The 26,613-nt window shown below is 62.2% G+C and carries 23 protein-coding genes; 16 read left to right on the top strand and 7 right to left on the bottom strand.

Features of this window, described 5'->3' with window-relative positions; genetic code table 11:
* Window positions 1-175: 175 nt before the first annotated feature.
* Window positions 176-1,306: an IS481 family transposase gene (locus M0D68_RS20530; RefSeq protein WP_200655504.1), complete on the top strand. Its 1,131-nt coding sequence runs from the start codon at window positions 176-178 to the stop codon at window positions 1,304-1,306.
* 183 nt (window positions 1,307-1,489) lie between these two features.
* Here M0D68_RS20530 and M0D68_RS20525 read toward each other — a convergent pair whose 3' ends face one another.
* Window positions 1,490-2,230, bottom strand: a complete 741-nt coding sequence (locus tag M0D68_RS20525) for a PepSY-associated TM helix domain-containing protein (RefSeq protein ID WP_256456489.1) — start codon at window positions 2,228-2,230, stop codon at window positions 1,490-1,492.
* Window positions 2,231-2,561: 331 nt separating this feature from the next.
* On the opposite strand from M0D68_RS20525, the gene M0D68_RS20520 reads away from it, so the two are divergent.
* Window positions 2,562-4,463: a DUF3857 and transglutaminase domain-containing protein gene (locus M0D68_RS20520; protein ID WP_266225154.1), complete on the top strand. Its 1,902-nt coding sequence runs from the start codon at window positions 2,562-2,564 to the stop codon at window positions 4,461-4,463.
* A gap of 12 nt (window positions 4,464-4,475) precedes the next feature.
* Here M0D68_RS20520 and M0D68_RS20515 read toward each other — a convergent pair whose 3' ends face one another.
* Both M0D68_RS20515 and M0D68_RS20510 read right to left on the bottom strand, forming a co-directional pair.
* Window positions 4,476-5,504: a serine/threonine protein kinase gene (locus M0D68_RS20515; protein ID WP_200566997.1), complete on the bottom strand. Its 1,029-nt coding sequence runs from the start codon at window positions 5,502-5,504 to the stop codon at window positions 4,476-4,478.
* A gap of 100 nt (window positions 5,505-5,604) precedes the next feature.
* The gene (locus tag M0D68_RS20510; protein ID WP_035554043.1) at window positions 5,605-5,817 is read right to left on the bottom strand and encodes a hypothetical protein; all 213 of its coding nucleotides are present in this window, start codon (window positions 5,815-5,817) and stop codon (window positions 5,605-5,607) included.
* A gap of 415 nt (window positions 5,818-6,232) precedes the next feature.
* Between M0D68_RS20510 and M0D68_RS20505 the strand changes: the two genes are divergently transcribed.
* From M0D68_RS20505 to M0D68_RS20485, 5 genes are all read left to right on the top strand, one after another.
* A complete protein-coding gene (locus M0D68_RS20505) occupies window positions 6,233-9,415 on the top strand; it encodes an efflux RND transporter permease subunit (protein ID WP_266225152.1) in 3,183 nt (1,060 codons plus the stop codon).
* Window positions 9,416-9,491: 76 nt separating this feature from the next.
* Window positions 9,492-10,799, top strand: coding sequence for an efflux RND transporter periplasmic adaptor subunit (locus tag M0D68_RS20500; RefSeq protein ID WP_266225151.1), 1,308 nt, complete (start codon window positions 9,492-9,494; stop codon window positions 10,797-10,799).
* 50 nt (window positions 10,800-10,849) lie between these two features.
* A complete protein-coding gene (locus M0D68_RS20495; protein WP_266225169.1) occupies window positions 10,850-12,316 on the top strand; it encodes an efflux transporter outer membrane subunit in 1,467 nt (488 codons plus the stop codon).
* A 137-nt stretch (window positions 12,317-12,453) separates the two neighbouring features.
* On the top strand, window positions 12,454-13,665 hold the full coding sequence (locus tag M0D68_RS20490) for an MFS transporter (RefSeq protein WP_266225168.1): 1,212 nt from the start codon (window positions 12,454-12,456) through the stop codon (window positions 13,663-13,665).
* Window positions 13,666-14,017: 352 nt separating this feature from the next.
* Window positions 14,018-14,203 carry a hypothetical protein gene (locus M0D68_RS20485; RefSeq protein ID WP_007179669.1) on the top strand — a complete coding sequence of 62 codons (186 nt, stop codon included), beginning with the start codon at window positions 14,018-14,020 and terminating at the stop codon, window positions 14,201-14,203.
* A gap of 189 nt (window positions 14,204-14,392) precedes the next feature.
* On the opposite strand, the gene mgrA is transcribed toward M0D68_RS20485, so the two are convergent.
* Window positions 14,393-15,436, bottom strand: a complete 1,044-nt coding sequence (gene mgrA, locus M0D68_RS20480; RefSeq protein WP_093634658.1) for an L-glyceraldehyde 3-phosphate reductase — start codon at window positions 15,434-15,436, stop codon at window positions 14,393-14,395.
* A 219-nt stretch (window positions 15,437-15,655) separates the two neighbouring features.
* Here mgrA and M0D68_RS20475 point away from each other — a divergent pair, with 219 nt between their 5' ends.
* On the top strand, window positions 15,656-15,862 hold the full coding sequence (locus M0D68_RS20475) for a DUF3185 family protein (RefSeq protein WP_093634657.1): 207 nt from the start codon (window positions 15,656-15,658) through the stop codon (window positions 15,860-15,862).
* 61 nt (window positions 15,863-15,923) lie between these two features.
* Here M0D68_RS20475 and M0D68_RS20470 read toward each other — a convergent pair whose 3' ends face one another.
* Both M0D68_RS20470 and M0D68_RS20465 read right to left on the bottom strand, forming a co-directional pair.
* Window positions 15,924-16,685, bottom strand: a complete 762-nt coding sequence (locus M0D68_RS20470; protein WP_256455723.1) for a phytanoyl-CoA dioxygenase family protein — start codon at window positions 16,683-16,685, stop codon at window positions 15,924-15,926.
* A gap of 299 nt (window positions 16,686-16,984) precedes the next feature.
* Window positions 16,985-17,149, bottom strand: a complete 165-nt coding sequence (locus M0D68_RS20465; RefSeq protein WP_266225148.1) for a hypothetical protein — start codon at window positions 17,147-17,149, stop codon at window positions 16,985-16,987.
* Here M0D68_RS20465 and M0D68_RS20460 point away from each other — a divergent pair.
* Window positions 17,148-17,516, top strand: a complete 369-nt coding sequence (locus M0D68_RS20460) for a hypothetical protein (protein ID WP_175053749.1) — start codon at window positions 17,148-17,150, stop codon at window positions 17,514-17,516. The genes M0D68_RS20465 and M0D68_RS20460 overlap by 2 nt on opposite strands.
* Before the next feature lie 134 nt (window positions 17,517-17,650).
* Here the strand turns inward: M0D68_RS20460 and metK are convergent, their stop codons facing one another.
* On the bottom strand, window positions 17,651-18,841 hold the full coding sequence (gene metK / locus M0D68_RS20455; RefSeq protein ID WP_093634655.1) for a methionine adenosyltransferase: 1,191 nt from the start codon (window positions 18,839-18,841) through the stop codon (window positions 17,651-17,653).
* A 278-nt stretch (window positions 18,842-19,119) separates the two neighbouring features.
* Here metK and M0D68_RS20450 point away from each other — a divergent pair, with 278 nt between their 5' ends.
* The 7 genes from M0D68_RS20450 to dksA all read left to right on the top strand — a co-directional run bounded on the left by M0D68_RS20450 (window position 19,120) and on the right by dksA (window position 26,545).
* Complete coding sequence (locus M0D68_RS20450; RefSeq protein ID WP_211703207.1) at window positions 19,120-20,028, top strand: lipid A biosynthesis lauroyl acyltransferase; 909 nt, start codon at window positions 19,120-19,122, stop codon at window positions 20,026-20,028.
* A gap of 57 nt (window positions 20,029-20,085) precedes the next feature.
* A complete protein-coding gene (gene dapF / locus M0D68_RS20445) occupies window positions 20,086-20,946 on the top strand; it encodes a diaminopimelate epimerase (protein ID WP_093634653.1) in 861 nt (286 codons plus the stop codon).
* A 198-nt stretch (window positions 20,947-21,144) separates the two neighbouring features.
* Window positions 21,145-21,864, top strand: coding sequence for a DUF484 family protein (locus M0D68_RS20440; protein ID WP_256455725.1), 720 nt, complete (start codon window positions 21,145-21,147; stop codon window positions 21,862-21,864).
* Window positions 21,865-21,909: 45 nt separating this feature from the next.
* Window positions 21,910-22,833 (top strand): tyrosine recombinase XerC, encoded by a 924-nt coding sequence (gene xerC / locus M0D68_RS20435; protein ID WP_093634651.1) that lies wholly within the window; start codon window positions 21,910-21,912, stop codon window positions 22,831-22,833.
* 99 nt (window positions 22,834-22,932) lie between these two features.
* The gene (locus tag M0D68_RS20430; RefSeq protein WP_093634650.1) at window positions 22,933-24,135 is read left to right on the top strand and encodes a class I SAM-dependent rRNA methyltransferase; all 1,203 of its coding nucleotides are present in this window, start codon (window positions 22,933-22,935) and stop codon (window positions 24,133-24,135) included.
* 215 nt (window positions 24,136-24,350) lie between these two features.
* Complete coding sequence (locus M0D68_RS20425; protein WP_153134252.1) at window positions 24,351-25,454, top strand: GTP-binding protein; 1,104 nt, start codon at window positions 24,351-24,353, stop codon at window positions 25,452-25,454.
* A gap of 671 nt (window positions 25,455-26,125) precedes the next feature.
* The gene (gene dksA, locus M0D68_RS20420; RefSeq protein ID WP_054037155.1) at window positions 26,126-26,545 is read left to right on the top strand and encodes an RNA polymerase-binding protein DksA; all 420 of its coding nucleotides are present in this window, start codon (window positions 26,126-26,128) and stop codon (window positions 26,543-26,545) included.
* The last annotated feature ends 68 nt before the right edge of the window (window positions 26,546-26,613 follow it).

Here is a 26,613-nt window from a genome sequence, read left to right as displayed (position 1 = left end):
CAGATTCCAGTCGCACCACTACCCTGAGCGAGCTGCGGGACCCGCTTAGCAGGGGTTTCTAGCCGCTTTCTTTTGCCTACTTTTCTTTGCGGCGGTGTATAGACCGGAGACATAGCTGACAGGTGTGCGGGGACATGGTTGACACTTCCGGGTACTAAAACGCCCGGTCCCGACCATGCCCTGGAACGCAAGAGACACCATGAGCCTCCGACAGGAATTTGTTCATCTGGCCAGTCAGGACACGCTGACGATGACCGAACTGTGCCAGCGCTTTAACATCAGCCGGCAGACCGGCTACAAATGGCTCAATCGCGGCGAGAACGCGCTGTCAGATCAATCCCGGCGCCCTGCCAGCAGTCCCTCGAAGACCCCCGCTGCGATGGAGCAGGAAGTGGTGCGGCTGCGCCAGGCCCATCCGCGCTGGGGCGGGCGCAAGATCCGCCGGCGCCTGCAGGATCTGGGCTTTGAGGCGGTGCCACAGCCCAGCACCGTGACCGACATCCTGCACCGGCACAACCTGATCCTGCCGGCCGATTCAGCCATGAGCCAACCCTGGAAGCGCTTTGAGCACGACCAGCCCAATGTACTCTGGCAGATGGACTTCAAGGGGCACTTCGACACCCTCCAGAAGGAGCGGTGCAGTCCCCTGACGGTGCTCGATGACCACTCGCGCTTCAGCATCCTGCTACGCGCCTGTGGACCAACCGACACCGCTACCGTGCAGACGGGATTGCGGGAGGCGTTTGGACACTATGGCCTGCCGTTACGCATCAATACCGATAACGGCTCGCCGTGGGGTTCGCCTGGCAGTCCGGGTCAGCTCACCGAGCTGGCCGTCTGGCTGATCCGGCTGGGTATCCGTATCAGCTACAGCCGGCCTTACCACCCGCAGACCAACGGCAAGGACGAGCGGTTTCACCGTACGCTGAAGGCTGAAGTACTGAACGGACGAAGCTTCGCTACCCAGCAGCACGTGCAACAGGAACTGGACCGCTGGCGCACCGTATATAACTGCGAGCGCCCGCATGAGGCGATCGGCATGGACACACCGGTCAGCCGTTACCGGCCGAGCCCCCGGGCGTATCCATCGATCCTGCCGGAGCCGGAGTACGGCCCGGATGACGTGGTACTGCGGGTCAAGGCGAATGGTCAGCTACGCTTTGAAGGACGACACCTCAGGGTCTCGAATGCACTTTATGGGCTGCTGGTTGCGGCACGCGCAAAGCCGGGCGAAGACGGCGTATTTGAATTCTGGTTTGCCCATCATCGCATCCTCACCCTTGACCTGAGGAGCGGCAATCGCTGACCATAAAGTGTCAACGATGTCTCCGCACGTCTGTCAACCATGTCCCCGGTCTATACACGGCGGCAAAGAAAAGTAGGTGCCCCCCCGCACAGGGGGAACGCTAATAAACCACTAACAAAACAAGGAAAGGCCAAAGCCCTAAGAACACTGACAATCAAGCGCCGAGCAGGCAAAAAAACCAAGTCACATTAACCCACAAACCACAGCGGCAACCACCGAGCCGCCAACCAACACAACCCCGACAATCCGCCGCTTATTCAACTCAGTCCACAACAAGACCCCGGTCAGGGACAGCAAAATCATCCCCCCCGCAATCGTATCGATCAACAAAACCCACCCAACACTCAACCCCACACCACGATGCAAATTATTCATCGTAGTAAGAAACGAATTCTGCGTGCGTTTCACCGCCACAAACCCATTCCCAACCCAATACTCGGCCTGCACATTCTGACCAGGCCCAAAAATCCCGACTTGCCAGAACTCCGGCTGCATCGTGCTGCGATCACCCCATGCCACCGCATGCGCCGGTTCGCGTTTCACCCGCCCCGGCTTGCCGTCGATCTTTAATTCGCCCTTGAGCCACTTCGCCATCTCCATCGGCGAACCCAATTTCTTCTGCGGCACAGGAATCTGCATCTCCTCGACCTGCGGCTCACCCGACGACACCTTCAACGGTCCGCCGCGATGATTCAGCAAAAACCCCGTCGCGCCAAACATCAGCCCCAACACCGCGCCCCACAGCCCAACCCAGCCGTGCACCTTGCGCAACCACTTGATGAAATTCGCCCGCCGCGAACGCTGGCGCCGCGCCGCCTGCTCGGCGTCGTCCATCAGATGATGACCGCGCTCCGGCCTACGGGCCGTGTATTGCGTGCCGGCACCAGCAACAGGTTTCATATCGATCGAATCAGGCGCGTTCACATTCATGCTCCAGGCGCAGCAAGTTAAACCCCCGCCGAAAGGCGGCGACAAGACGCTCGCTCTCATCAGCGGTAAAGGAAAGTTCAAAAAGAAGGGCCGGACAGACCCGGCTTGCGGTCCAGGCCGTCCGGCTGAGAGGCTGGCTGGCAGTCACAGAGGAGGAGAAATGTGACAGAAAGCTGGCGATGCCTTTCAATTGAGAATGGCTATCATTACACAATTGGAGCATTTGCTCAATTGCAATGCTCGGTATCCGCTTGACATCCGGGCGGCGCAAACCGACTCTAACTGGCGATCCCGTCAACGTTGCCGTTCCGGATACCTGCCCGCCATGCGCCTCACCTCTTTGGTCTGTCTTGCCTCTCTCGGCTGGCTTGCCGGTGTCCATGGCGCGAGCGCGAGCATTGCGGCCAAGCTGGACGATCCCTATACCAACGAAGGTGAAACGCAGACCTTCACCGTCAATGCCGACGGCTCCTTCTCCAAGCTCGATTCGATGACGCTGCACGTGAACAACGAAGCAGGCGTCGCCCGAGTCGCGCAGCAATACGTGTGGTTCAACCGCAATATGGCGGACGTGCAGATCATCGAGGCCTACACGACCACCGCCGACGGCGTGCGTCACGACGTGCAGCCCGATCAGATCCGCGACGTGCAGGAAGCGCGCTCGTTCGACGCGCCGATGTTCCAGGACATCCAGGAAAAGGTGATCGTGTTCCCCGCCGTCGAACCCGGCTCGCGCGTGCATCTCACCTATCGCAAGACGCAAAAGCAGCCGATCGAGTTGGGCGAATTCAGCGACTTCACTCCGCCCGATCTCGCGCCGACCCACAACTTTCACCTCATCTACGATCTGCCCGCCGGCAAGCCGCTTTATGCCGATGCACGCGGCTTCACCGCGCTTCAACCGGTCACGCGCGACGGCCGCACTCGCTACGAATACCGTTACGACAAGGCGCATTTCAGCCGTCTGGAGCGCGGCTCGATCGCGTATGTGTCGTACGGCGACCGGCTCATGGTCTCGACCTTTCCGGACTACGCCGCTTTCGCCGCCAGCTACAGGGCGTCCGCCGCCGACCCGAGCGCGCGCGACACCGCCGTCACACGTCTCGCGCAAAACCTCACCGCACGCGACCACACCCCGCACGACAAAGCCAAAACGCTGTACGACTGGGTACGCCGCAACGTCCGCTATGTGGCGATCTATGTTGGGCGCGGTTCGGTGGTGCCGCACAGTGCAAGCGCGATCCTCGCGAACCGCTATGGCGACTGCAAGGATCACGTGGCGTTGTACGGCGCGATGCTCGACGCCGTCGGCGTTCGCAATGAGCCGGCGCTGATCAGCAGCGGCTCGATTTACACGTTGCCCAGCGTGCCGGGCTACGGCGTCATCAATCACGTGATCACCTGGCTGCCGGATTTGCAGCAATATGCGGACTCGACCGCATCGAATGTCGAATTCGGTTTTTTGCCGTCGTCCGATATGAACCGCCCTACCGTCCTCGTCAATCAGGGGGTGGTCGCGCAAACGCCGGCCACCGCGTTGATGACGCGCAGCACCGACCTGTCGATCAAGGTCGAACCGGATGGCTCGGCGAGCTTCACTTATCGTCTGGAAGCATCGGGCGCCACGGCCGAACAGGCGCGCGCGATGTTGCGCACGCAGACGCCCGCGCAACGTGAGGAGTCGATCCAGGCGGAACTGCGCAGCGCCAACCTGCGCGGCACCGCCACACTGACCACCAGCGACCTCACCGCTCCAGACGGCCCGCTGACCATCACGATGAAAGGCACGCTCGAAAGTCTGGTGGTGCCGGGCGCCGCGGCATCGATCCCGGCGCTGACGAGTATGGCCGGCGGCTTCGAGGCGGACACCCGCTACTGGCTCGGCGAACGGCAGCGCACGCAGCCATTCGTCTGCCACAACCTGACGTTGCATGAACGCGCGCGCATTGAATTGCCCGCGAATTTTCACGTGCTGGAAATGCCGGAAGCGAAACGAACCCAGGACCGCTTCGTCGATTTCCAGTCGCAGTACACGTTCGATCCGCTCAGCAACGTGGTGACGATGACGCGCGACGGCGCCACCCATTTCGATAGCGAGGTCTGCTCGCCCGACGACTTCGCGAAAATGCGTCCCGCGATCGAAGCGATCGGGCGCGACGTGCGCGCCGAAGTGATCGTCAAATCGACACTGGTGGAATCGTCGAGCGTGGCGTCGCAGGCGCCGTAGGACCGCTGCCGCTCAAACCGGCCAGAGCGGTCCTTCCTCCATCGCGCCGAGCTGCTCGCGCAGTTCGAGGATGCGGTCTTCCCAGTAGCGCTGCGTGTTGAACCACGGAAACGCCGCCGGAAACGCCGGGTCGTCCCAACGGCGCGCGAGCCATGCCTGGTAGTGAATCAGCCGCAGCGTGCGCAACGCCTCGACGAGATACAGTTCGCGCGGCTCGAAGTCGCAGAAGTCTTCGTAACCCGCGAGCAGATCCGCCAGCGCACGCGAAGCCTCGACGCGATCGCCGGGCAGCAGCAGCCATAAATCCTGCACGGCCGGACCCATGCGGCTATCGTCGAAGTCGACGAAATGCGGACCCGCGTCGGTCCACAACACATTGCTCGGATGACAATCGCCGTGCATTCGCAACATGCGAATATCGCCGGCCCGCTCGAAGGCGCGCTCGACGGCTTCCAGTGCGAGATTCACCACGGTCTGCCAGGCAGTGCGCACATCGTCAGGCACGAAGTTGTGCGACAGCAAGAAATCCCGCGGCTCGTAGCCGAACGTGTTGATGTCGAGCGTCGGGCGTTCGGTGTAGTTCTGCGTCTGTCCAACTGCATGGATGCGGCCGATGAAACGCCCCAGCCATTCGAGCGTATCGCGCCGGTCCAGATCGGGCGCACGGCCCCCGCGGCGTTCGAAGATCGAGAAACGGAAACCGTCGAAGGTATGCAGCGTGCGGCCTTCGAAAACACGCGCGGGCACGGCCGGAATCTCACGCGCGGCGAGATCGGCGACAAAGGCGTGTTCTTCGAGAATGGCGGCGTCGGTCCAACGCTCGGGACGATAGAACTTGGCGACCACGGGCGGACCGTCTTCCACTCCCACCTGGTACACGCGGTTCTCGTAGCTGTTGAGCGGCAGCATGCGGCCGTCGGTGTACACACCGACGCTGCTGAGCACGCTGTCGAGCGCGTCGAGCACGATTTCCGGCTTGAGCCGGGCGAAAGGTACGGCGCTATCGGCGCCGTCCTGTGGGTCGAAATTGTCGTCGTTCATGTCCGCATTGTGCGCCGCGCCGCCGTCAAAGACGAGGGCGTCGGCTCACCGTGCGGCTAACAGCCACCTGCAACCACCATGAATCGGACTCAAACCAGCTTCAATGCACCTGTGCGCTCGACGGACGAACCTGCTCGCCCGTATCGATCAGATCTTCAAGGAAAAAGGGTTCAGTATTGAGATGCTCCGATGTGCCGGGTTCGCCGGCATACCAGGCCACCATAGCCATGTCGCCGAGAATGCGCATGACAATCCCGCGTGCGCCCTGCGGCACCGCGATATGCACCGATCGGACAATGGAACCGATTTGCATGATGTTTCCCCGTTTCTCCCATAGCCGGCTTTATGGTTTCCGCGCCGGTCAAGGTGATGATAAAAGCGCCGCTTCGCCGATAACGTTGCGTACGCACCCAATCTGCTGCGCGTAAGACGCGTGAGAGGTTCGAGTCATTGTTCCCGTTTTGCGGGGCCATGGAAAGCGCGAACTCAGGGCTCTTCACCCGTCGTTTCGCCCTATTCCCATTACAGCGCGCCGGGCCGATGATCTGGGCGTAAAGCGTCGTAACGAGATCATCATAAACCCAGCCGGGGCGATATATCAAAATCATGCAGCATCAGAACGACCCGCTTAATCCGCCCGTTGCGACCGCCGGCCACCGTCGCGGCATGCCTCATGGCCGCTGTGTGCGCCACACTGGCGCCGCCGCCTTTCATCCCCTTAACTAGCCATGTGGATCGTTCGCCTGGCGCTGCGGCGCCCCTATACCTTCGTCGTGCTGGCCCTGCTTTTGCTGATCGTCGGCCCGCTGACGATCCTGCGCACGCCGACCGACATTTTCCCAAATATCGACATTCCGGTGCTGTCGGTGATCTGGTCGTACAACGGCCTGCCCGCCGATGAAATGGAAAAACGCATCGTGCTCAACTACGAGCGCGGGCTCTCGACCGCGGTCAACGACATCGAGCATACGGAGTCGACGTCGCTGAACGGGATTGCGGTGGTGAAGATCTTTTTCCAGCCGCACGCGAATATCGATGAAGCGCTCGCCGAAGTCACGGCGCTGTCACAGACGCAACTGCGTTCGTTGCCGCCGGGCATCACGCCGCCGAATATCCTGCGCTACAACGCCTCGACGGTGCCGATCCTGCGCCTCGCGCTGTCGTCCCCTTCACTCACCGAGCAGGAGCTGTTCGACTTCGGCAATAACTTCCTGAAGACGCAGCTCGCCACCGTGCCGGGCGCTTCGGCTCCATTGCCGTATGGCGGCAAGCAGCGACAGATCATGGTCGATATCGATTCGCGCAAGCTGCAGGAGCGCAATCTGTCGCCGATGGACGTGGTCAACGCCGTCACCGCGCAGAATCTGATCCTGCCCTCGGGCACTGCGAAAATCGGCTCGACGGAATATTCGGTGGAGATGAACGGCAGTCCGGATTCGCTCGCCGGCCTCAATAACATTCCGATCAAATCCACGGCTAACGGCACCGTCTATATCCGCGACGTCGCTCATGTGCGCGACGGCTTCCAGCCGCAAACCAACATCGTGCGCGTGAACGGCCAGCGCGCCGCCTTGCTGACCATCAACAAAAGCGGCAACACGTCCACGCTCGAAATCGTCGACCGTATCAAGAAGATGATGCCGACGCTACGCAACCTCGTGCCGGCTTCGTTGAACATCGATCCGGTCGCCGATCAGTCGCTGTTCGTGCGCGCCTCGGTGCAGGGCGTGCTGCGCGAAGCGCTGATCGCCGCGTGCCTCACCGGTCTGATGATTCTGCTGTTCCTCGGCAACTGGCGCGCGACGCTGATCATCGCGGTATCGATTCCGCTGTCGATGATCACCTCGATCATCGCGCTGTCGATGCTCGGCGAAACCATCAACATCATGACGTTAGGCGGGCTCGCGCTCGCGGTCGGTATTCTGGTCGACGACGCGACAGTGGCGATCGAAAACATCAGCCATCAACTCGAGCAAGGCAAAACGCTGGAGCAGGCGATTCTCGACGGCGCGCATCAGATCGCGATTCCGACGCTGGTCTCAACCTTATCGATCTGCATCGTGTTCGTGCCGATGTTTCTGCTAACGGGCGTCGCGCACTACCTGTTCATTCCGCTCGCCGAAGCGGTGGTGTTCGCGATGCTGGCCTCGTACTTCTTCTCGCGTACGCTCGTGCCGACCATGGCGAAGTACCTGCTGCGCCATCACCACAAGCCGGCAGATCTACACCATGCGTCCGAGCAGACGCGCAATCCGTTCATGCGCGTGCACTACGCCTTCGAGCGTGGCTTCGCACGTTTTCGCGATCGCTATCGCGTGTTTCTCGAAGCGCGGGTTGCGCGGCCGGGTCTGTTCGTGACGCTGTTTCTCGTCTGCTGTGGCGCGTCGATGCTGCTGATGCCGTTTCTCGGCCGCGACTTTTTCCCACAAGTCGATGCGGGCACCATCGCGCTGCATCTGCGCGCGAAAACCGGCATGCGGGTCGAGGAAACCGCAGTGGTGACCGATCGGGTCGATACGCGGATTCGTCAGTTGATACCGCCCAGCGAGTTGCATTCACTCATCGACAATATCGGCTTGCCGGTCTCAGGTATCAACCTCTCATACAGCAACACCGGCACGATCGGCACCTCGGATTCGGACATACTCATCACGCTGAATCCCGATCATCATCCGAGCGCCGACTATGTGCGCACGCTACGCCGCACGCTCACCGACGAATTTCCCGGCGTGCAGTTCGCCTTCCTGCCCGCAGATATCGTCAGTCAGACGCTCAACTTCGGCATGCCCTCGCCGATCGACATTCAGATCGTCGGGCGCGACGTCGCCGGCAATCGCGCGTTTGCCGCGCAGTTGCTGAACCGGCTGCGCACCGTGCCGGGTCTTGCCGATGCGCGCATCCAGCAGCCCGCCGATTTGCCGCGCATCTTTATCGACGTGGACCGTACACGCGCACAGCAAGCCGGTTTCTCGCAACGCGACATCGCAAGCGATCTGCTGATTACACTGTCCGGCAGCCAGCAGACCACGCCGACGTTCTGGCTCAATCCGCGCAACGGCGTCAGCTACAACGTGATCACGGAAGCGCCGCAATACACGATCGATTCGTTGCAATCGCTCGCGAACATTCCGCTGAATGCCAACGGCCGCAGCAATATTCTCGGCTCGCTCGCCACGATGAAACGCGAAGCGGGCAACGCGGTGCTCACGCACTACAACGCGCAGACCACCATCGACATTTTCGGCACCGCCGACGGCCGCGATCTCGGCGGCGTCTCCGACGACATCAGCAAGATCATCGACAGCGCCAAAGCCGATCTCCCCAAAACCTCGAGCATCGAAGTACGCGGCCAGGTGCAGACCATGAACGATTCGTTCTCGGGCCTGTTCGCCGGTTTGGTATTTGCGATCCTGCTGGTGTATCTGCTGATCGTGGTGAATTTCCAGTCGTGGCTCGATCCCTTCATCATCATTACGGCGCTGCCGGGCGCGCTCGCGGGCATCGTGTGGATGCTGTTTCTCACGCACACCACGCTATCGATTCCGGCGCTGACGGGCGCGATCATGTGTATCGGCATCGCCACCGCGAACTCGATTCTCGTGATCAGCTTTGCACGCGAACAGTTGCTCGAACACGGCGACGCGACGCGCGCGGCGATCGAGGCGGGCTTCACGCGTTTCCGTCCGGTGCTCATGACGGCGCTCGCGATGGTGATCGGCATGGTGCCGATGGCGACCGGTCTCGGCGAAGGCGGCGAGCAGAATGCACCGCTCGGGCGTGCGGTGATCGGCGGTTTGACGGTTGGCACTTTGGCTACGCTGATCTTCGTGCCCGTCGTCTTTTCGATGATCTACCGGCGGCTCGCGGCACGGCGTCAGCGTGCGGCCGAGCATGTGGTGCAAAAACCATGACGACTCGCACGACACACGCAACGCGAAGCACAAGAGGCAGCTTCGACTGCCCATGCATTCTGATAGGGGAAGCTTGATGGAAGGAAAACGTCCAGACGGATCCAACGCCGCGCCCGAGCCAGCGAAAGGGAAGCGCGCGCGCTGGGTAATCGTGGCGGTGGTTGTGGTGATCGTTCTGCTCGCGGCGCAAGGTATCTGGTCGCGCCATGACGCGCATGCGGCACTCGAGCGCGATGCCGAGCACGCCAGTCAGACGAGCGTCGAAGTCGTGCGTCCGCAGAAGTCGACGGCGGGACTCGACCTCGTGCTGCCCGGCAACGTGCAGGCGTTTCTCGACACGCCGATTTACGCACGCACCAACGGCTATCTGAAGAAGTGGTACGCGGACATCGGCGCGCACGTCAAGAACGGCCAGTTGCTTGCGGAAATCGACACACCGGAAGTGGACGATCAACTGCGCGCCGCCCGCGCCGACCTCGCGAATGCCAATGCCAACTACGCGCTCGCGAAAAGCACCGCCGACCGCTGGACCGACATGTTGAAAAGCAAATCGGTTTCGAAGCAGGAAACCGACGAGAAGGTCGGCGACATGCTCGCGAAGAAAGGCACGCTGGACGCCGCGCGCTTCAACGTGGCGCGCCTTGAAAAAACGCAGTCGTTCCAGAAGGTCTACGCGCCCTTCGACGGCATCGTGACGGCACGCAATGTCGATGTCGGCGCATTGATCGACGCGGGCAGTTCCGGTGGCCCGGCGAAGGAACTGTTCCATGTCGCGCAGGCGGACAGATTGCGTGTGTATGTGAACGTGCCGCAGGCCTATGCACAACAGGTCCGCGCGCAACAGACGGCGTTTCTGACGCTGACCGAGACGCCGTCCAAACATTATCCGGGGACCGTGGCGCGCACCTCGGGCGCCGTCGATCCGCAACAGCGAACCATGCTCGTCGAAGTCGATGTCGACAATCGCAATGGCGATCTGCTGCCGGGCGCATACGCGCAGGTGCATTTCGCTTTGGGCGCCGGCGCCGCGCCGTTTACGCTGCCTGGCAACGCGCTGCTGTTTCGCCCGGACGGCGTGAAAGTGGCCACCGTGGATCCACAGCACAAAGTGAAGCTGCTGCCGGTTTCGCTCGGAACGGACTTCGGCACGCGCGTGGCAATCGCATCCGGTTTGCAAGGCGATGAACAGGTGATTCTGAATCCGCAAGATTCGATCATCGATGGGGCGCCGGTGCGGATCGTGCCGGCAAAAGCGGGGGCTGGTGCGGGTAGCGCAGCGGGGGCTTCGGGTGCGGAGGGCGCTGCGGGTGCCTCTGGTGCAGCGGCCGCAAGCGCGCCAATTGCGCATGTCGCCAGCCTGCAATCAGCGAGGATGTTCTTGTGAGCGCGCCAGTATCACGTCGCCATGACGGGCCATCGTTTGCACACGGCTCGCTGCTTGCCGTAGCGTCCGTCTTTGTCTTCACGCTCACCGCCTGCACCGTGGGCCCCGACTACGTCAAACCATCGGCCACCACTGCCGCAACCTACAAGGAACTCGAAGGCACCGGCTGGAAGCCCGCGCAACCCGCCGACACCTTCACACGGGGCGCATGGTGGAGCGTCTACACGGACCCATCGCTCGACGCGCTCGAGCAGCAGGTGGCGAGCGTGAACCAGAACGTGCAGGCTGCCGAGGCGCGCTTTCGCGCCGCTCGCGCGACAGTTGCGCAATACCGCTCGAACTTCTTCCCGGTCGTCAGCGCGAATGGAGACTATTCACGCGCGCGGAGTTCGGCGAATGTGCTGCACAAATCGACCGCCGGTCTCACGCTGAACGATTACCTCGTGCAAGCCGACGCGTCGTGGGAACCGGACTTGTGGGGCCGCGTGTCGCGCAGCGTCGAAGGCGCAAAAGCCGAAGCGCAGGCGAGCGCCGCCGATGCGCAAGCCGTGCTCCTCTCCATGCAGGCCGAACTGGCGACGGACTACTTCGAACTCCGCGGTCTCGATCAGGAACGCCAACTTCTCGATGATACGATCAAGGCCTACAAGGAAGCACTCGATCTGACGCAACACCGCTACGCCGGCGGCATCGCCACCGATGCCGACGTCGCGCAAGCGCAGACGCAGTTGCAAACCACTCAGGCGCAAGCGCTCGACCTCGGCGTGCAGCGCGCGCAACTCGAACACGCGATCGCGATCCTGATCGGGCAGACGCCCTCGACCTTTTCCCTGCCGGTTGCGCCGCTCACCGCCGTGCCGGTGGTCGCGGCGGCCGGCGTGCCATCCGCATTGCTCGAACGACGGCCCGACATCGCGTCGGCAGAACGGCACGTCGCCGATATGAACGCGCAGATCGGCGTGGCGACGGCGGCATTCTTTCCGAACCTGATTTTGTCGGTGACGGGTGGGCTCGAAGCGACCAACTACAGCCAATGGCTGCTGGCGCCGAGCCGTCTGTGGTCGCTCGGGCCGACGCTGGCCGGCACGCTGCTCGACTTCGGCGGACGTGCATCGGTTAAAGAGCAGGCTCGTGCGCACTACGACGAAAGCGTCGCGCAGTACCGCCAAACGGTGCTGACCGCGTTCGGCCAGGTCGAAGACAATCTCGCCGCCTTGCGCATGCTGGAACAGGAAGCCGCTGCACAGGACGACGCCGTGGCCGCCGCGCAGCGTTCGCTGTCGGTCGTGTCGAATCGCTATAAAAACGGCGCGATCACGTATCTCGACGTCGTGGTCGCGCAAACCACGGCGCTCACCAACGAGCGGACCGCGGTGTCGATCGCGCGCCGCCGCATGGCCGCGAGCGTCGCGCTGATCAAGGCATTGGGCGGCGGTTGGGACGCGTCCGCCTTGCCGACCGACGAACAGATCGTGCATCCCACAGCGCCCGCGAGCGATGCGGCGGCGCACGGTTAAGCTTTTCAGCGTATCCTTAACTTCTTTGAGTACTCTGCGCTGCCCAAGGAGATTTTTTCGTGACCGCATCGCCGGATTCCCACCGGACTGCTGCTTCGGCTGTTCCCGTTTCGTCTGCTTCTCTCACCTCCGCTTCTGTGTCTGGCGTCTCTGACATTCCCTATCTCGAACGTGGCACGCGCGCCTATTGGCGCGCCAGCATCGCACTGCTGTTCGCGGGTTACGCCACCTTCTCCCTGCTGTATTGCGTACAGCCATTGCTGCCTGCGTTCTCTACGGCGTTCAACGTGACGCCGGCACAAAGCAGCTTGTCGCTTTCAGTGACAACCGCCGCGCTCGCGCTCGCCATATTCGTGGCCGGCTTCGTCTCGGAAGGCTCGAGCCGTCACAAGCTGATGACGGCATCGCTCACGCTGTCGGCGTTGCTGACGATCGGCGTGTCGATCGCGCCGCACTGGCATCAATTGCTCGTGTTGCGCACGCTCGAAGGGCTCGCGCTCGGTGGCGTACCCGCCGTCGCGATGGCGTACCTCGCGGAAGAAGTGCATCCGGATGGACTCGGTCTGGCGATGGGTCTGTATGTGGGTGGCACGGCGATCGGCGGGATGGCTGGGCGTGTGATCACCGGCGTGGTAGCGGATCTGTTTTCGTGGCGCGTGGCAATCGGAACGATCGGCGTGCTCGGCATTCTGTCGATGCTCGCGTTTCGCGCCTTGCTGCCGCCGTCACGCCATTTCGTACCGCGTCGCGGGCTCGGCTTTTCCCATCACCGCACTGCGCTGCTCAAGCAATTCACGCGACCCGGCTTGCCGCTGCTGTTCCTGCTCGGCTTCGTGCTGATGGGCAGCTTCGTTACGCTGTACAACTACATCGGTTACCGGCTGCTCGCGCCGCCGTACCTGCTGAGTCAGACGGAGATCGGCGCGATTTTCGTCGTCTATCTGACGGGCGTGATTGCCTCGCCGTGGTCGGGTCGCATGGCCGACACCTTCGGTCGGGCACGCGTGCTGACCGCCAGCTTGCTGCTGATGGCATGTGGACTTGCACTCACGATGCTGCATCCGCTGGCGGCCATTGCAACCGGCATCGCTTGCGTGACGTTCGGCTTTTTCGCCGGACACTCGGTGGCGAGCGGCTGGGTTGGACGCCTCGCCAAAGAGGCCAAAGGCCAGGCGGCTGCGCTGTATCTGCTCGCGTATTACATCGGTTCGAGCGTGGTCGGCTCTTATGGCGGGCGCGTATGGGCGGGTTATGGCTGGAACGGTGTCGCCGGGCTGGTCGGCCTGCTGCTTGTCGTAGGCCTCGTTGCGGCTATACGCTTGCGTCAGCGCGAACGGATCACAGCATAAGGGAACGCTGCTGATCGGCTGTGCGGAAACGTGTGACCTGGACGCAGCGTGAATCAGCGCCTGCATGAGCCGTGCCCCGGTTAGGCGAGAACCATCCGCAGCGCATCAAACAGGCCTGAAAAGTAAGGCCCGTGTAAGCAAACACTTCATTTTCTACGGGGTTTTTGCTGCAACGCGCCAATCGCGGCGCCCCTTGCAGTACTGGGTTCAGCAGCCTGCGAAGACGCGCTGCAGCGCCGCAATACGTTGTTATGTTGATCTAAGCGTCGTCTATACTCGAATCGACCGCTGGCAGTGCATGACTCCAGAAATCGAGCCGCTGCCCGCGTTGGTATTACATAAGGAGACGGGTATGACGACCTACTTTACGATCGGCGATTTCATCCTGGTCATTCCGATGGCGCTGGCCGGCGCCCTGTTTGTCGGCGCGCTACCCTGCAAGACGGAATTTCGGCACAACGCGTTGCGCGTGCTTGGCGCGCTCATCGGCGTAGTGTTCGCGGTCGTGCTGGTCGAGGGCTTGCCTGCGCTAGTGTAGCGGGGTCCGGCGAAGGCGGTCTGTGCGCTTCGCCGATGGTTCGGTCGACTGAACGCAGTCGCTTCGGCCATTGCGCGGGAAGCGTGTGTGCTTGAACTGCGTTGAAAAAAAGCCGCCTCATGGGCGGCTTTCTTCGTTTCTACGGCGTGTCTTTTACTGCATGCATCTACGACCTGACACGCCGCGGAATCAGATCGCCTGATCCGTCGACGGTTTTTCCCAAAGGTTAATGCCGCCTTCGGTCGCGTAGCGATCGATCTCCGCCAGCTCTTCCTTCGAGAACGCGAGATTCTTCAGTGCACCGACGTTCTCGCGCACCTGCTCCGCGCGGCTTGCGCCGATCAATACCGACGTGACACGCGGATCGCGCAGCGCCCAGGCGAGTGCCATCTGCGCGAGGCTTTGTCCGCGACGCTGCGCGATGTCGTTGAGCTTGCGCACGTGCTCGATGTTTTGCGGGCTCAGATGCTCCTGCTTCAACGAACCGCCGCCCGGCTTGTTGACGCGCGCGTCTTCCGGCACGCCGTTCAGATATTTGCCGGTGAGCAAACCCTGCGCGAGCGGCGTGAACGCGATGGCGCCCGCGCCGACTTTCTCGAGCGTGTCCAGCAATTCCTGTTCAATCCAGCGGTTCAGCATGTTGTACGCAGGCTGATGGATCAGAAGCGGCACCTTGTACTCGGCGAGCAGCTTCGCCATTTCGAGCGTCTTGGTGGCCGAGTACGACGAAATACCGATGTACAGCGCCTTGCCCTGCTGCACAGCGGTCGCCAATGCACCGGCGGTTTCTTCGAGCGGCGTATCGGCATCGAAACGATGCGAATAGAAGATATCGACGTAGTCGAGGCCCATGCGCTGCAGGCTCTGATCGAGACTCGCGAGTACGTATTTACGCGAGCCGCCGCCCTGGCCGTACGGACCCGGCCACATGTCCCAACCCGCCTTCGACGAAATCAGCAGTTCGTCGCGATACGGCTTGAAGTCGTCCTTGAAGAGCCGGCCGAAATTGGTTTCGGCGCTGCCGTACGGAGGGCCGTAGTTGTTGGCCAGGTCGAAGTGCGTGATGCCCAGATCGAAGGCCGTGCGCAGGATGTCGCGCTGCGTGGAGATCGGCGTGGTATCGCCAAAGTTGTGCCACAGGCCCAGCGACAGCGCCGGCAGTTTGAGACCCGACTTGCCGCAGACGCGGTATTTCATGTCCGAATAGCGTTCTGAAGCTGCTTCGTAAGCCATTGCTAGTGTCCTTGATGTTGAAGTCGCCCGGCGATCACGGGCGTGAGGAAATCACATGCTGCGGGAGGCGTGCAGGTTTTATATTCAGGTATGGGTGAGGCCAGACCGCTATGGTAGCCAATCGCCGCGATGCGTGCAGGCACCCAGTATGCGGGATGGACGACAGCTTGCGGCTCCCCTACACTTTGGCCGATCAAAGCTTAGCGGAGGGATGGATTCATGACGAAGGCGATTTCAATCGCGCTGATTGTCGGCGGTATCGTGCTGTTGTATTTCGGCGGACAGGCGTTCAACTCGGTCAGCAGCGAGGTGTCCCGCGTGTTCACCGGATCTCCGACCAACAAGGCGATCATGCTGATCGTGGGTGGCGTTATCGCGACGATTGCCGGCCTGACCGGGATGGCTGTTTCCGGGCGCAAGCGGTAGAGCGTTAATTGCCTGCACGGCGCGGGGCCAACGGGCCTCCACGCCGCGCAACGCAAAAAAACTAGAAGGCAATTTCGGGCTTGGCCGCCGAGCGGGATCCCGGCAGAGGCACATTGCTCGCCCCGTGATAAGTGAACACCAGAGAAAATTTCACCTGATCGCTGAGATTCTTGCCAGCCGAATGCAGTGTGTTGCAATGAAAAAACACCACGTCGCCCGCCTTGAGCTCGGGCGAAACCGCGGTGCGAATCAACGCCTGATTCTCTTCCAGATCGGAGCGGAAAAACTTGGCCTCGTCGAAGCGGTCGGACGTGAAGGCTGCGCTATGAGACTTCGGCACCAGCCACAACGCACCGTTATCAATCGTTTCCGACCCGACCGCGAGCCACACCGACACCAGGTCGTCACGCTCGAACGACCAATATCTCACGTCACGATGCCAGCCGGTCAAACTGCCGTAGGCAGGGTGCTTGGTCATCATGCAATTGTGATGCGCCCGCGATAAGCGCGGCTCCTCGCCGAAGTACAACTCCATCCAGCCGCGAATTTCCGGCGCGGTGGCCCATTGCGCGAAATGCGGATGGCGCCCGTACGCATCCAGCAGGCGGCGAACCGTATGCCCACCCGGCGCGTGTTTGGATTCCGGTGCGCCCGGATAGCGCAGATCCGCTTCGAATTCGATTGGTGCGGCCGCTTCCTGCAGCTGGCGCTCCGCAATCTGCTTCAGTTCAGCGCAACGCTCGGGCGAAACCAGTCCCGGCACGACGACAAATCCCTGCTCCCGCAACGTTTGAATCTGCTCTTTCTTCGAGTGAAGTGACATGGTGTTCCGTTACTTTCGACTGACTGATGCTCGATTGTAAAACGGGCGCGATCGGACTGCGCGCTGTTTCACCTGCCGGGAAGCCGGGGCCTTACGCACTACTTTCACGCGAACTGGCGGTTTGCATGGCACGCTGCCTGGGCACGCACGCACGAAAATCGATCGCAAAGGGCGCGACCCCGCAAACTCGCGCAGCGCGTTTACCCCGTAAAAACCCGTATTCGCAGGGTAAAAACCGACTTTCTGACGTCATGAATCGCGTGTAGCCTGCACACATGTTGATCGTTCTTCCCGCACTTTTACGGCACGCACAGGCCGCCAAGGCCGACTCCGCCGTCCTCCGTGTCCTTTCCAGTCGAATTCCGGGCTTTCGCGTCGTCCATCGCGACACCGCCGTTGGCACATTTGGTGCTCCTTCTGGCGCACACTCCGTCGCGCGACACGTTGCCTACTTGTGAAGCCATGCATACTCTTCTGAGCACCCGTCTTACCCGCGCCGCATTGAAAGCGGCGCGTCCGGCACGCCGCCATGTCGTGCGTGCACTGCGTCACCATGCCACTCGCACTCGCGCACTAGGCGAGCAATGGCGCGAAGCCAAAGCGGTCGACGGCATTCGCACGTGGTTCCACACCTTCTTCTCCGCGCTGCGCCTGCAAGGCAGTTCGCGCCGTTTTTCGCTGCGCACACTACTGCGCAAACCGACGCCGCTGCGCCTCACCGCGACGCGCAATGCACCGGTCGTCGCGCCGCAAAGTACGAGCCGCCGCCCGCGCCGGATGTCGACGAGTGGTAGCAGCGGCTGGTTTGCGTTCGCGTTTGCGAGCCGCTGAGTGCGTGGCTAAGCAAGTGGCTGAATAGGCGGCTAAGTGAGCCGCCGAACGCGTCGCGGTGCACTGCAAAGGCAATAAAAAACCCCGCTCGGCTTACGCCGGCGGGGTTTTTTGCTGAAACGGACTGTGTGCGCTTATTCGGCGAGCGCGACAACCGGTTCGGTGCCTGCAGCTTCGGCGAGCACCAGAGCCTTGTCCGTGGCTTCCCACGTGAATTCCGGCTCTTCGCGGCCGAAGTGACCGTAGGCCGCGCTCTTCTCGTAGATCGGACGCAGCAGGTCGAGCATCTGGATGATGCCCTTCGGACGCAGGTCGAAATGCTCCAGCACCAGCTTCGTGATGACTGCATCCGACACGCGGCCCGTGCCGAACGTGTTGACCATGACCGACGTCGGCTGGGCAACGCCGATCGCGTACGACACCTGAATCAGGCAGCGCGACGCCAAACCAGCCGCCACGATATTCTTCGCGACATAACGGCCGGCATAAGCCGCCGAACGGTCGACCTTCGACGGATCCTTGCCCGAGAACGCGCCGCCGCCGTGCGGCGCCGCGCCGCCGTACGTATCGACGATGATCTTGCGGCCCGTCAGACCGCAATCGCCTTGCGGACCGCCGATCACGAACCGACCGGTCGGGTTCACCAGGAACTTGATGTCGCCCTTGATCAGGTCAGCCGGCAGCGTCGGCTTGATGACTTCTTCGATCACGGCTTCGCGCAGCGTGGCCAGATCGATGTCCGGCGAATGCTGCGTGGACAGCACGACCGTGTCGATCGCATGCGGCTTGCCGTCGACATAACGCACGGTGACTTGCGACTTCGCATCCGGACGCAGCCAGGGCAGACGGCCGTCGCGGCGCAGATTCGCCTGACGTTCCACCAGACGGTGCGACAGGTGGATCGGCAGCGGCATCAGTTCCGGCGTTTCTTCACACGCATAACCGAACATCAGGCCCTGGTCGCCAGCGCCTTGATCGAGGTTATTGTCGTGCGCACGGTCCACGCCCTGGGCGATGTCCGGCGATTGCTTGTCGTACGCCACCAGCACCGCGCAGCCGCGGTAGTCGATACCGTAATCGGTGTTGTCGTAGCCGATGCGCTTGATCGTGTTGCGCGCGACCTGGATGTAATCGACGTTCGCGGTGGTGGTGATTTCACCGGCCAGCACGACGAGACCCGTGTTGCACAGCGTTTCGGCTGCGACACGCGAGTACTTGTCCTGGGTCAGGATAGCGTCGAGGATGGCGTCCGAAATCTGATCCGCGACTTTGTCGGGATGGCCTTCGGACACGGATTCGGAGGTGAAGAGATAATCGTTTGCCACGTTGCAGACTCCTGTTTTGTGGTTACGGTTGAGTTTCACGTAGCCAGCTTCGGGAGCCTTGAAGCGGCGACGCTTTAGCGGATTACCTTACCGGCAGGGGGCCTATCCCATGGATCGCACCCGCCAGCTTCGCCCCGCAAGTTGTCTATTAACTCGGCGAAGCCCTTATTATAGCGACTTCCTTTGATTGTCACAGAGTGATCACCCGTGCTGTATTTCGACCCGTCTTCAGGTTTCTTGAGCAAAGCGTCGCTCGACGCCCTAAACGGAGGGGCGGCATGCTGAGTCGTCTTGGCGCCCACCTGGCCATTGGACTGCTGAAATTTCTGGCGTTGCTGCCATACGGTTTCGTTGCGCGACTGGGCGACGGGCTGGGCTGGCTGCTCTACCAGATACCCAGCAACCGTAAACGCATCGTCCATATCAATCTGAGCCTGTGCTTCCCGGAGTGGAGCGCTGAGCACCGCGAAGAGATCGCGCAGAAACACTTCCGCCACGCGATCCGCAGCTATGTCGAGCGCAGCGTCCAGTGGTTCGGGTCCGCAGAGAAGCTGGAAAAGCTCGTGCAGGTGGATAGCGAGATCGATCTACTGGATCCCGACATGCCGCCCACCCTGTTGCTCGGCGCGCATTTCGTCGGTATTGAGGCGGGCTCCGTGTTCATCAATCACGCGCTGCGCCGGCAGTGCGGCGCGCTCTACCAGCCGATGTCCAACAAGGTGCTCGACGACGTGGCAATTGCCGCGCGCGGCCGCTTCGGCGCGGACATGGCAAGCCGTGCCGACAGTGCGCGCATCGTGCTGCGCTGGTTGCGCGACCGCAAGCCGGTCATGCTCGGCGCCGACATGGACTACGGCATGCGCAACTCGACGTTCGTGCCGTTCTTCGGCGTACAGACGTGCACGCTGACTGCCGTCGGGCGGCTCGCCGGGGTCGGCCACGCGCAAGTGGTGCCGTTCATCGGCGAGGTGCTGCCGAACTATAAGGGCTACCGGCTGAAGGTCTTCAAGCCGTGGGACAACTACCCCACCGGCGACGACGAAGCCGACGCGCGCCGCATGAACGCCTTCCTCGAAGAGCAGATTCCGTTGATCCCCGAGCAGTACTACTGGGTGCACAAGCGCTTCAAGACCCGGCCGCCGGGCGAGCCGAGCGTCTATGACCGGCCTTCGAAAAAAGGCGCCTGAACGCTTAAATAAAACGGCGTTCGGCCCACCTGCAGGCGCGTCACTTACAATAGCGTGATGAAACTGAAATTCACCAAAATGCACGGCGCGGGTAACGACTTCGTCGTGCTCGACGGCTACACCCAACCGGTCAACCTGACGCCGGCGCAGGTGCGCGCGCTCGCGGACCGGCATTTCGGCGTCGGCGCGGACCAGTTGCTGCTGGTCGAAAAGCCCACCGTGGACGGCGTCGATTTCAGATATCGCATCTTCAATTGCGACGGCGGCGAGGTCGAGCATTGCGGCAACGGCGCGCGCTGCTTCGTCAAGTTCGTGCGCGACAACGGCCTGACCGACAAGCGCAGCGTGCGCGTGCAAGTGCAGAACGGCACCATCCAGCTGACCATGCAGGAGAACGGCGAGGTACTGGTCGACATGGGCGCGCCCGTGTTCGAACCGGAGCGCGTACCGTTCGCCACCAAAGGCCTCGAAGGCCGCCGCGAGGGTGCGGACACGCTCTGGCCGCTCGACGTGAATGGCGTGACGCGCTGGATTTCGGTGGTGTCGATGGGCAATCCGCACGCTGTGCAAGTGGTCGACGACGTCGAAGATTTTCCGGTGCTCGTCGAAGGTCCGGTGATCGAGCGGCATGCACGTTTCCCGCAGCGAGTGAACGCGGGCTTCATGCAGATCGTTGGACGTAGCGAGGTTAAGCTGCGGGTCTACGAACGCGGCGTCGGCGAGACGCTGGCGTGCGGTACGGGCGCGTGCGCTGCCGTCGCCGCCGGCATTCGGCGAGGACTGCTGGATGCGCCGGTGCGCGTGCACACGCACGGCGGCCAGTTGACCATCACGTGGGACGGCACGCAAGACGCGCCGCTGCTGATGGCCGGCCCCGCGACAACCGTCTTCGAAGGCGAGATCGAACTGGCCGACTGACCCGCGCCAGCGCACTACCCGATTCAGCGGCCGAGCGATCGGCCCAGGAAGTACCAGACAAGCGGCCTCGAACAGGCCGACTAAGAAGCCAACGACAGCCGATGAAAAGCCGGACGAAACAGCGCTTTCACCGGCTGACCGAACTCATGACCGATGCGCCGCCCGAGGGCGTCGTCCCGTAGTCCTTTAGCCGAAACCATGAACGATCGCGAAGTCGCCGAATATCTGCTCGCCAACCCCGAATTCTTCGCCGAACACGCGGAAATGCTCGCGACGATCCGGCTTGCGAACCCGCACGGCAAAGCCGCGGTATCGCTGCAGGAACGGCAGATGGAAATGCTGCGCGACAAGAACAAGCATCTCGAACGGCGTCTGGCCGAGCTGCTGCGCTACGGTCACGAAAACGACAGCATTGCCTCGAAATTCAATCGCTGGACCATCCGTGTGATGGCCGAGCGCGATCCGTACGCGCTGCCGCGCACCATCTCCAACGGCTTGCGCGATATTTTCGACGTGCCGCAAGCCGCGCTGCGCGTGTGGGACGTTTCCGAGCCGTATGCACAGGCCGAGTTCGCGCGCCATGTCGGCGAGGAAGTGCGAATCTTCGCGAATAGCCTCACCACGCCGTACTGTGGCGCCAACACGGGCTTCGAAGCGGCGCAGTGGCTGGTGCCGGCGGTGTCGGCGGTGAGTGAGGACGGGACCGCAGGCGGCGCCGGCGAGTCCGCGCATGCCACCGAGTCGATTGCACTGCTCGCACTGCGCGACCCCGAAGGCAAGGAAGAAGCACCGACCTTCGGCCTGCTGGTGATGGGTTCCGCCGACGCCCGCCGCTTCCACGACGGCATGGCGACCGATTTCCTGACGCAGATCGGCGCGTTGGCGAGCGCGGCGCTGAGCCGTCTGCTGCCGCGCTAAAGCCATGCTGAAACCGCTAAGCCGCCGATCCCGCCAAAGGCCATCGTGACCGAAGCCGATCCGATCGCCGCCTATCTGTCGAATCTCGAACATGAGCGGCGACTGTCGGCGCACACGCTGCGCGGCTACACCCACGAACTCGAAGAGCTCAAGCTGCTGGCCAAAGGCCGGCCGCTCGAAAGCCTCACCGCTGTCGATATTCGCGGCGCGGTTTCACGCGCGCACGCCGGCGGACTGACGGCGCGCTCGATCAGCCATCGGCTGTCGTGCTGGCGAGCGTTTTACCGCTGGTTCGCGGGCCGCGTCGATTTGCCGGCCAACCCGGTCGCCACCGTGCGGGCGCCGAAGCAGGCCAAATCACTGCCGAAGGCGCTTTCCGTCGACGACGCCACGCGCCTGATGGAGAGCCCGCCCGCTGCGACGCCCGAAGGTTTGCGCGACCACGCGATGCTCGAACTGTTCTACTCGTCGGGCCTGCGTTTGTCCGAACTGGTCGGCCTCGACGCCCGTTTTGCCGATGCCGACGGTTACCGCTCCGCGGGCTGGCTCAAGCTCGATTCCGCCGAAGTCGAAGTGCTCGGCAAGGGCAATCGGCGGCGCATCGTGCCAGTCGGCAGCAAGGCGCTCGACGCCTTGAACGCATGGCTCGCCGTGCGTGATCAGATGGTGAAACACGATCCGCATCCGCTGTTTCTGTCGGCGCGCGGCAACCGGCTGTCGCCGAATGTCGTGCGTGATCGCGTGAAGCGCGCGGCGCTGGTCGCCGGCATTCCGGCCAATGTGCATCCTCACGTGCTGCGGCATTCGTTCGCCACGCACGTGCTGCAATCGAGCGGCGATCTGCGGGCCGTGCAGGAACTGCTCGGGCACGCCAGCATCACCGCCACGCAGGTCTACACCGCGCTCGATTTCCAGCATCTCGCGCACGTCTACGATCAGGCGCATCCGCGCGCCAAAAAACGCGACTGATTCCGCTCTTTGCTTTTTTGCGGGTTGCGGTCTCCGCCTTCGCTTCACCTGCCGTGTGCCCCTTTTTCCACGCGGCCTACTGCTCCTGCTGACACCCAGATGAATACCGTTACGCTCAAACCGTCGAAAGAAAAATCGCTGCTGCGCCGCCATCCGTGGGTCTATGCCAACGTGATCGATCGCGTCGACGGCAACCCCGCGCCCGGCGCGACCGTGCTGGTGCGCGCGCACGACGGCCGCTTCCTCGCCCGCGCGGCCTACAGCCCGCATTCGCAGATTCGCGCCCGCGTGTGGAGCTTCGACGAAATGGAGCCGATCGATCATGCGTTCTTCAAGCGCCGCGTGCAGCGCGCGCTCGCGCATCGTCAAACGATGGTGCACAACACCGGCGCGGTGCGGCTGATCTTCGGCGAAGCGGACGGCCTGCCTGGCCTGATCGTCGATCACTACGTCGCTGAGGACGCGGGCCAGCGCAGCCAGCTGGTGTGCCAGTTCATGGCGACGGGCGTCGAAGCATGGAAGGAAGCGATCGTCGCGGCGCTGACCGACGCGACCGGCTGCCCGAACGTCTACGAGCGCTCGGACGTGTCGATTCGCCAGAAAGAAGGGCTCGAGCAGATCACCGGCGTACTGGCGGGCGAGGCGCCGTCGGAAGCGCTGATCGCGAGCGAAAACGGCGTGCGCTATCACGTCGACGTGCGCAACGGCCACAAAACCGGCTTCTACGTCGACCAGCGCGACAACCGCTTGCTGGTGCAGCAGCTGGCGAAAGATCGCGACGTATTGAATTGCTTCTGCTACACCGGCGGCTTTTCGCTGGCGGCATTGAAAGGCGGGGCAAAGCGCGTAGTGTCGATCGATTCGTCGGGCGACGCGCTCGCGATCGCACAGCAGAACGTGGACGCCAACGGTTTCGACGCCGAACGCGCCACCTGGCTCGACGCCGACGCGTTCAAAACTCTGCGCCGTCTGTACGACGAAGGCGAACGCTTCGACCTGATCGTGCTCGATCCGCCGAAATTCGCGCCGTCGCGTGAACACGTGGACCGCGCCTCGCGCGCCTATAAGGACATCAACCTGACCGGCCTGAAGCTGCTGCGCCCGGGCGGCCTGCTGTTCACCTACTCCTGCTCCGGCGCAATCGACTCCGAACTGTTCCAGAAGATCGTGTCCGGCGCGGCGGCAGATGCGCGTGTCGACGCGCGGATTCTCAAGCGCCTTGGCGCCGGGGTTGACCATCCGCTGCTCACCGCCTTCCCGGAAGGCGAATATCTGAAAGGCCTGCTGTTGCAAATTGCCTGATCGCCCATAGCTTCAGGGCTATTTCCCGCGTGCCGCGGAGGGGTTCGCCCCCGCTGCCAGCGCCGGCTTGACAGATATGTTTCAATATCCGGCTAGATCGGGTCGCGCGCCGTCAGGCTGCCGCGCCCGGCAAACCGGATTCGCAGACGCATTCGCTGCACATTCGCGCTGCACATTCGATTCCGCACAGATTCACGTACATACAGGCGACCAACATGATCCCAGTCACCATCCTGACCGGCTTTCTCGGCAGCGGCAAAACCACCCTGCTCAAGCGCATCCTGAACGAAAAGCACGGTATGAAGATCGCCGTGATCGAGAACGAGTTCGGCGAAGAGAACATCGACAACGAAATCCTCGTGCAGGACACGAGCGAGCAGATCATCCAGATGAGCAACGGCTGCATCTGCTGCACGATCCGGGGCGACCTGTCGCGCGTGCTGGGCGATCTGGCGGCGAAGAAGCAGTCCGGCGAACTGGATTTCGACCGTGTCGTGATCGAAACCACCGGCCTCGCCAATCCGGGCCCGGTCGCGCAGACGTTCTTCATGGACGACCAGATCGCCAACGAATTCCTGCTCGACGCGATCATCACGCTGGTCGACGCGAAGCACGCGAACCACCAACTGGACGAGCATGAAGTGGTGCAGCGCCAGGTCGGTTTCGCCGATCGCCTGTTCATCACCAAGTCCGACCTGGTCGACGAAAAGCATCTGGACGATCTGCGCCATCGCCTGCTGCACATGAACCCGCGGGCGGCAATCAAGGTCGTCAATTTCGGCGAAGCGGACATCAAGGAAATCTTCGACCTGCGCGGCTTCAACCTCAATTCGAAGCTCGAAATCGACCCCGACTTCCTCGCTGAAGACGAACACGCGCACAGCCACGCTCATGCGCATGACGAGCACGGCCACACCCACGCCGATCACGACGATCACGATCACGAAAACTGCGATCACGACCACGGCAAGTGCGACCACGAAGGCCACGACCACGCGCATCACCATCACGCGCACCACGACGACAAGATCAAATCGTTCGTCTACCGCAGCGACCGTCCGTTCGATCCGAACAAGCTCGAGGACTTCCTCGGCGGCATCCTGCAGATCTACGGCGAACGCCTGCTGCGCTATAAGGGCGTGCTGTATATGAAAGGCGTCGACCGTAAGGTGGTGTTCCAGGGCGTGCACCAGATGATGGGCAGCGATCTGGCCGCGAAATGGCAGCCGATCGAGAAGAAGACCAACAAGATGGTGTTCATCGGCATCGAGCTGCCGCAAGACCTGATCACCGACGGTCTGGACGCCTGCCTGGCGTAAGCGCCACAAGTCGTCGCAAGTGCCGGCTCGTGCCGTGCCGGGCAAATGGCGCGGCACGCGGCATGCTGGAGCGCGCTTATCACGGGCGCGTGTCCGGCGGGCACCGCGGTAATCGTCTGCAGAATACGGTGCGGAGGAGCGCCCCGAAAGCCTGCTGAAATGTCGGCCGTGTGAAAAGCACGTGAAAACCCTGCTGTATTAAAGCGTGCACGACCATCGCTTTTTGACCGTGCGCGCGTTATATTTTCGGGATATCAGTGCGCCGCCGGGGTATTTCCACCAGTTGCGGTGCCGGATTGTGATTCAGTTACAATACGTGCCCACTGGAGAATGACAACGAATTGCCCGGTCAGCGCGTATCCCGCGCCGGGCTAAAACGGCGCCGGAAAATCTTATCCGGAACTCACGCCGACAATGCCGGCTGGCACAGCAGACAATGCTCGCTGCCGGCAAGCAATGCCTCAGGAGCATTTGAGAAACGGTTTCCAGAGGAGTTCGGCCCCGCATTGGCGTAGCGACGCCCGGCGCGTGGGCGCAAGGCGCTTCGGCGTCACCGACAGCCCATCGTCCGTGCCCGCCCAGCGCTCAGCGTCCTCGTGGCGCCTTTGCGGGCAATACGAAAGTGCGGGCACTATGTAAGAGTTTTGCCTCACATTGAAGAAGCAAGCCAGATGACGACGAAACGACTCTTGACTGAAGCCGAAATCCTGAAGATGAGCGACAAGGATTACATGAATGAGGATCAGCTCGCTTTCTTCAAGAACAAGCTCGAACAGCTGCAGGCGGACATTCTCCGCAATGCCGGCCAGACGACCGAGAACCTGCGCGAAACAGTAATCGTGCCGGACCCGGCCGACCGTGCAACGATCGAAGAAGAGCATGCGCTGGAACTGCGCACGCGCGACCGCGAACGCAAGCTGCTGAAGAAGGTGCAGCAATCGATCGCGCGCATCGATTCGGGTGATTACGGCTGGTGCGAAGAAACCGGCGAGCCGATTGGTGTTCCGCGTCTGCTCGCACGGCCCACGGCAACCCTGTCGCTCGAAGCGCAGGAACGCCGCGAACTGCGCCAGAAGCTGTTCGGCGACTGAACGCCAACGGCGCGGCTTCGGCTCCGCGCCCTTTTAAGCTGCTTCGTCGAGAGGCGCACGGTGATCTG

Origin of the sequence: Paraburkholderia sp. SEWSISQ10-3 4 (assembly GCF_030464785.1) — a bacterium.
GTDB lineage: Bacteria > Pseudomonadota > Gammaproteobacteria > Burkholderiales > Burkholderiaceae > Paraburkholderia > Paraburkholderia aspalathi.
Note: the sequence above shows the minus strand (reverse complement) of the source record. Positions and strands in the feature narration are given on the sequence as shown.

What these genes read in the sequence shown, in the direction of transcription:
- M0D68_RS20530 (WP_200655504.1), top strand. Translation starts at nt 176, where the DNA reads ATGCCCTGGAACGCAAGAGACACCATGAGCCTCCGACAGGAATTTGTT.
- M0D68_RS20520 (WP_266225154.1), top strand. Translation starts at nt 2,562, where the DNA reads ATGCGCCTCACCTCTTTGGTCTGTCTTGCCTCTCTCGGCTGGCTTGCC.
- M0D68_RS20515 (WP_200566997.1), bottom strand. Translation starts at nt 5,504, where the DNA reads ATGAACGACGACAATTTCGACCCACAGGACGGCGCCGATAGCGCCGTA.
- M0D68_RS20510 (WP_035554043.1), bottom strand. Translation starts at nt 5,817, where the DNA reads ATGCAAATCGGTTCCATTGTCCGATCGGTGCATATCGCGGTGCCGCAG.
- M0D68_RS20505 (WP_266225152.1), top strand. Translation starts at nt 6,233, where the DNA reads ATGTGGATCGTTCGCCTGGCGCTGCGGCGCCCCTATACCTTCGTCGTG.
- M0D68_RS20500 (WP_266225151.1), top strand. Translation starts at nt 9,492, where the DNA reads ATGGAAGGAAAACGTCCAGACGGATCCAACGCCGCGCCCGAGCCAGCG.
- M0D68_RS20485 (WP_007179669.1), top strand. Translation starts at nt 14,018, where the DNA reads ATGACGACCTACTTTACGATCGGCGATTTCATCCTGGTCATTCCGATG.
- mgrA (WP_093634658.1), bottom strand. Translation starts at nt 15,436, where the DNA reads ATGGCTTACGAAGCAGCTTCAGAACGCTATTCGGACATGAAATACCGC.
- M0D68_RS20475 (WP_093634657.1), top strand. Translation starts at nt 15,656, where the DNA reads ATGACGAAGGCGATTTCAATCGCGCTGATTGTCGGCGGTATCGTGCTG.
- M0D68_RS20470 (WP_256455723.1), bottom strand. Translation starts at nt 16,685, where the DNA reads ATGTCACTTCACTCGAAGAAAGAGCAGATTCAAACGTTGCGGGAGCAG.
- M0D68_RS20460 (WP_175053749.1), top strand. Translation starts at nt 17,148, where the DNA reads ATGCATACTCTTCTGAGCACCCGTCTTACCCGCGCCGCATTGAAAGCG.
- M0D68_RS20465 (WP_266225148.1), bottom strand. Translation starts at nt 17,149, where the DNA reads ATGGCTTCACAAGTAGGCAACGTGTCGCGCGACGGAGTGTGCGCCAGA.
- M0D68_RS20450 (WP_211703207.1), top strand. Translation starts at nt 19,120, where the DNA reads ATGCTGAGTCGTCTTGGCGCCCACCTGGCCATTGGACTGCTGAAATTT.
- dapF (WP_093634653.1), top strand. Translation starts at nt 20,086, where the DNA reads ATGAAACTGAAATTCACCAAAATGCACGGCGCGGGTAACGACTTCGTC.
- M0D68_RS20440 (WP_256455725.1), top strand. Translation starts at nt 21,145, where the DNA reads ATGAACGATCGCGAAGTCGCCGAATATCTGCTCGCCAACCCCGAATTC.
- M0D68_RS20430 (WP_093634650.1), top strand. Translation starts at nt 22,933, where the DNA reads ATGAATACCGTTACGCTCAAACCGTCGAAAGAAAAATCGCTGCTGCGC.
- M0D68_RS20425 (WP_153134252.1), top strand. Translation starts at nt 24,351, where the DNA reads ATGATCCCAGTCACCATCCTGACCGGCTTTCTCGGCAGCGGCAAAACC.
- dksA (WP_054037155.1), top strand. Translation starts at nt 26,126, where the DNA reads ATGACGACGAAACGACTCTTGACTGAAGCCGAAATCCTGAAGATGAGC.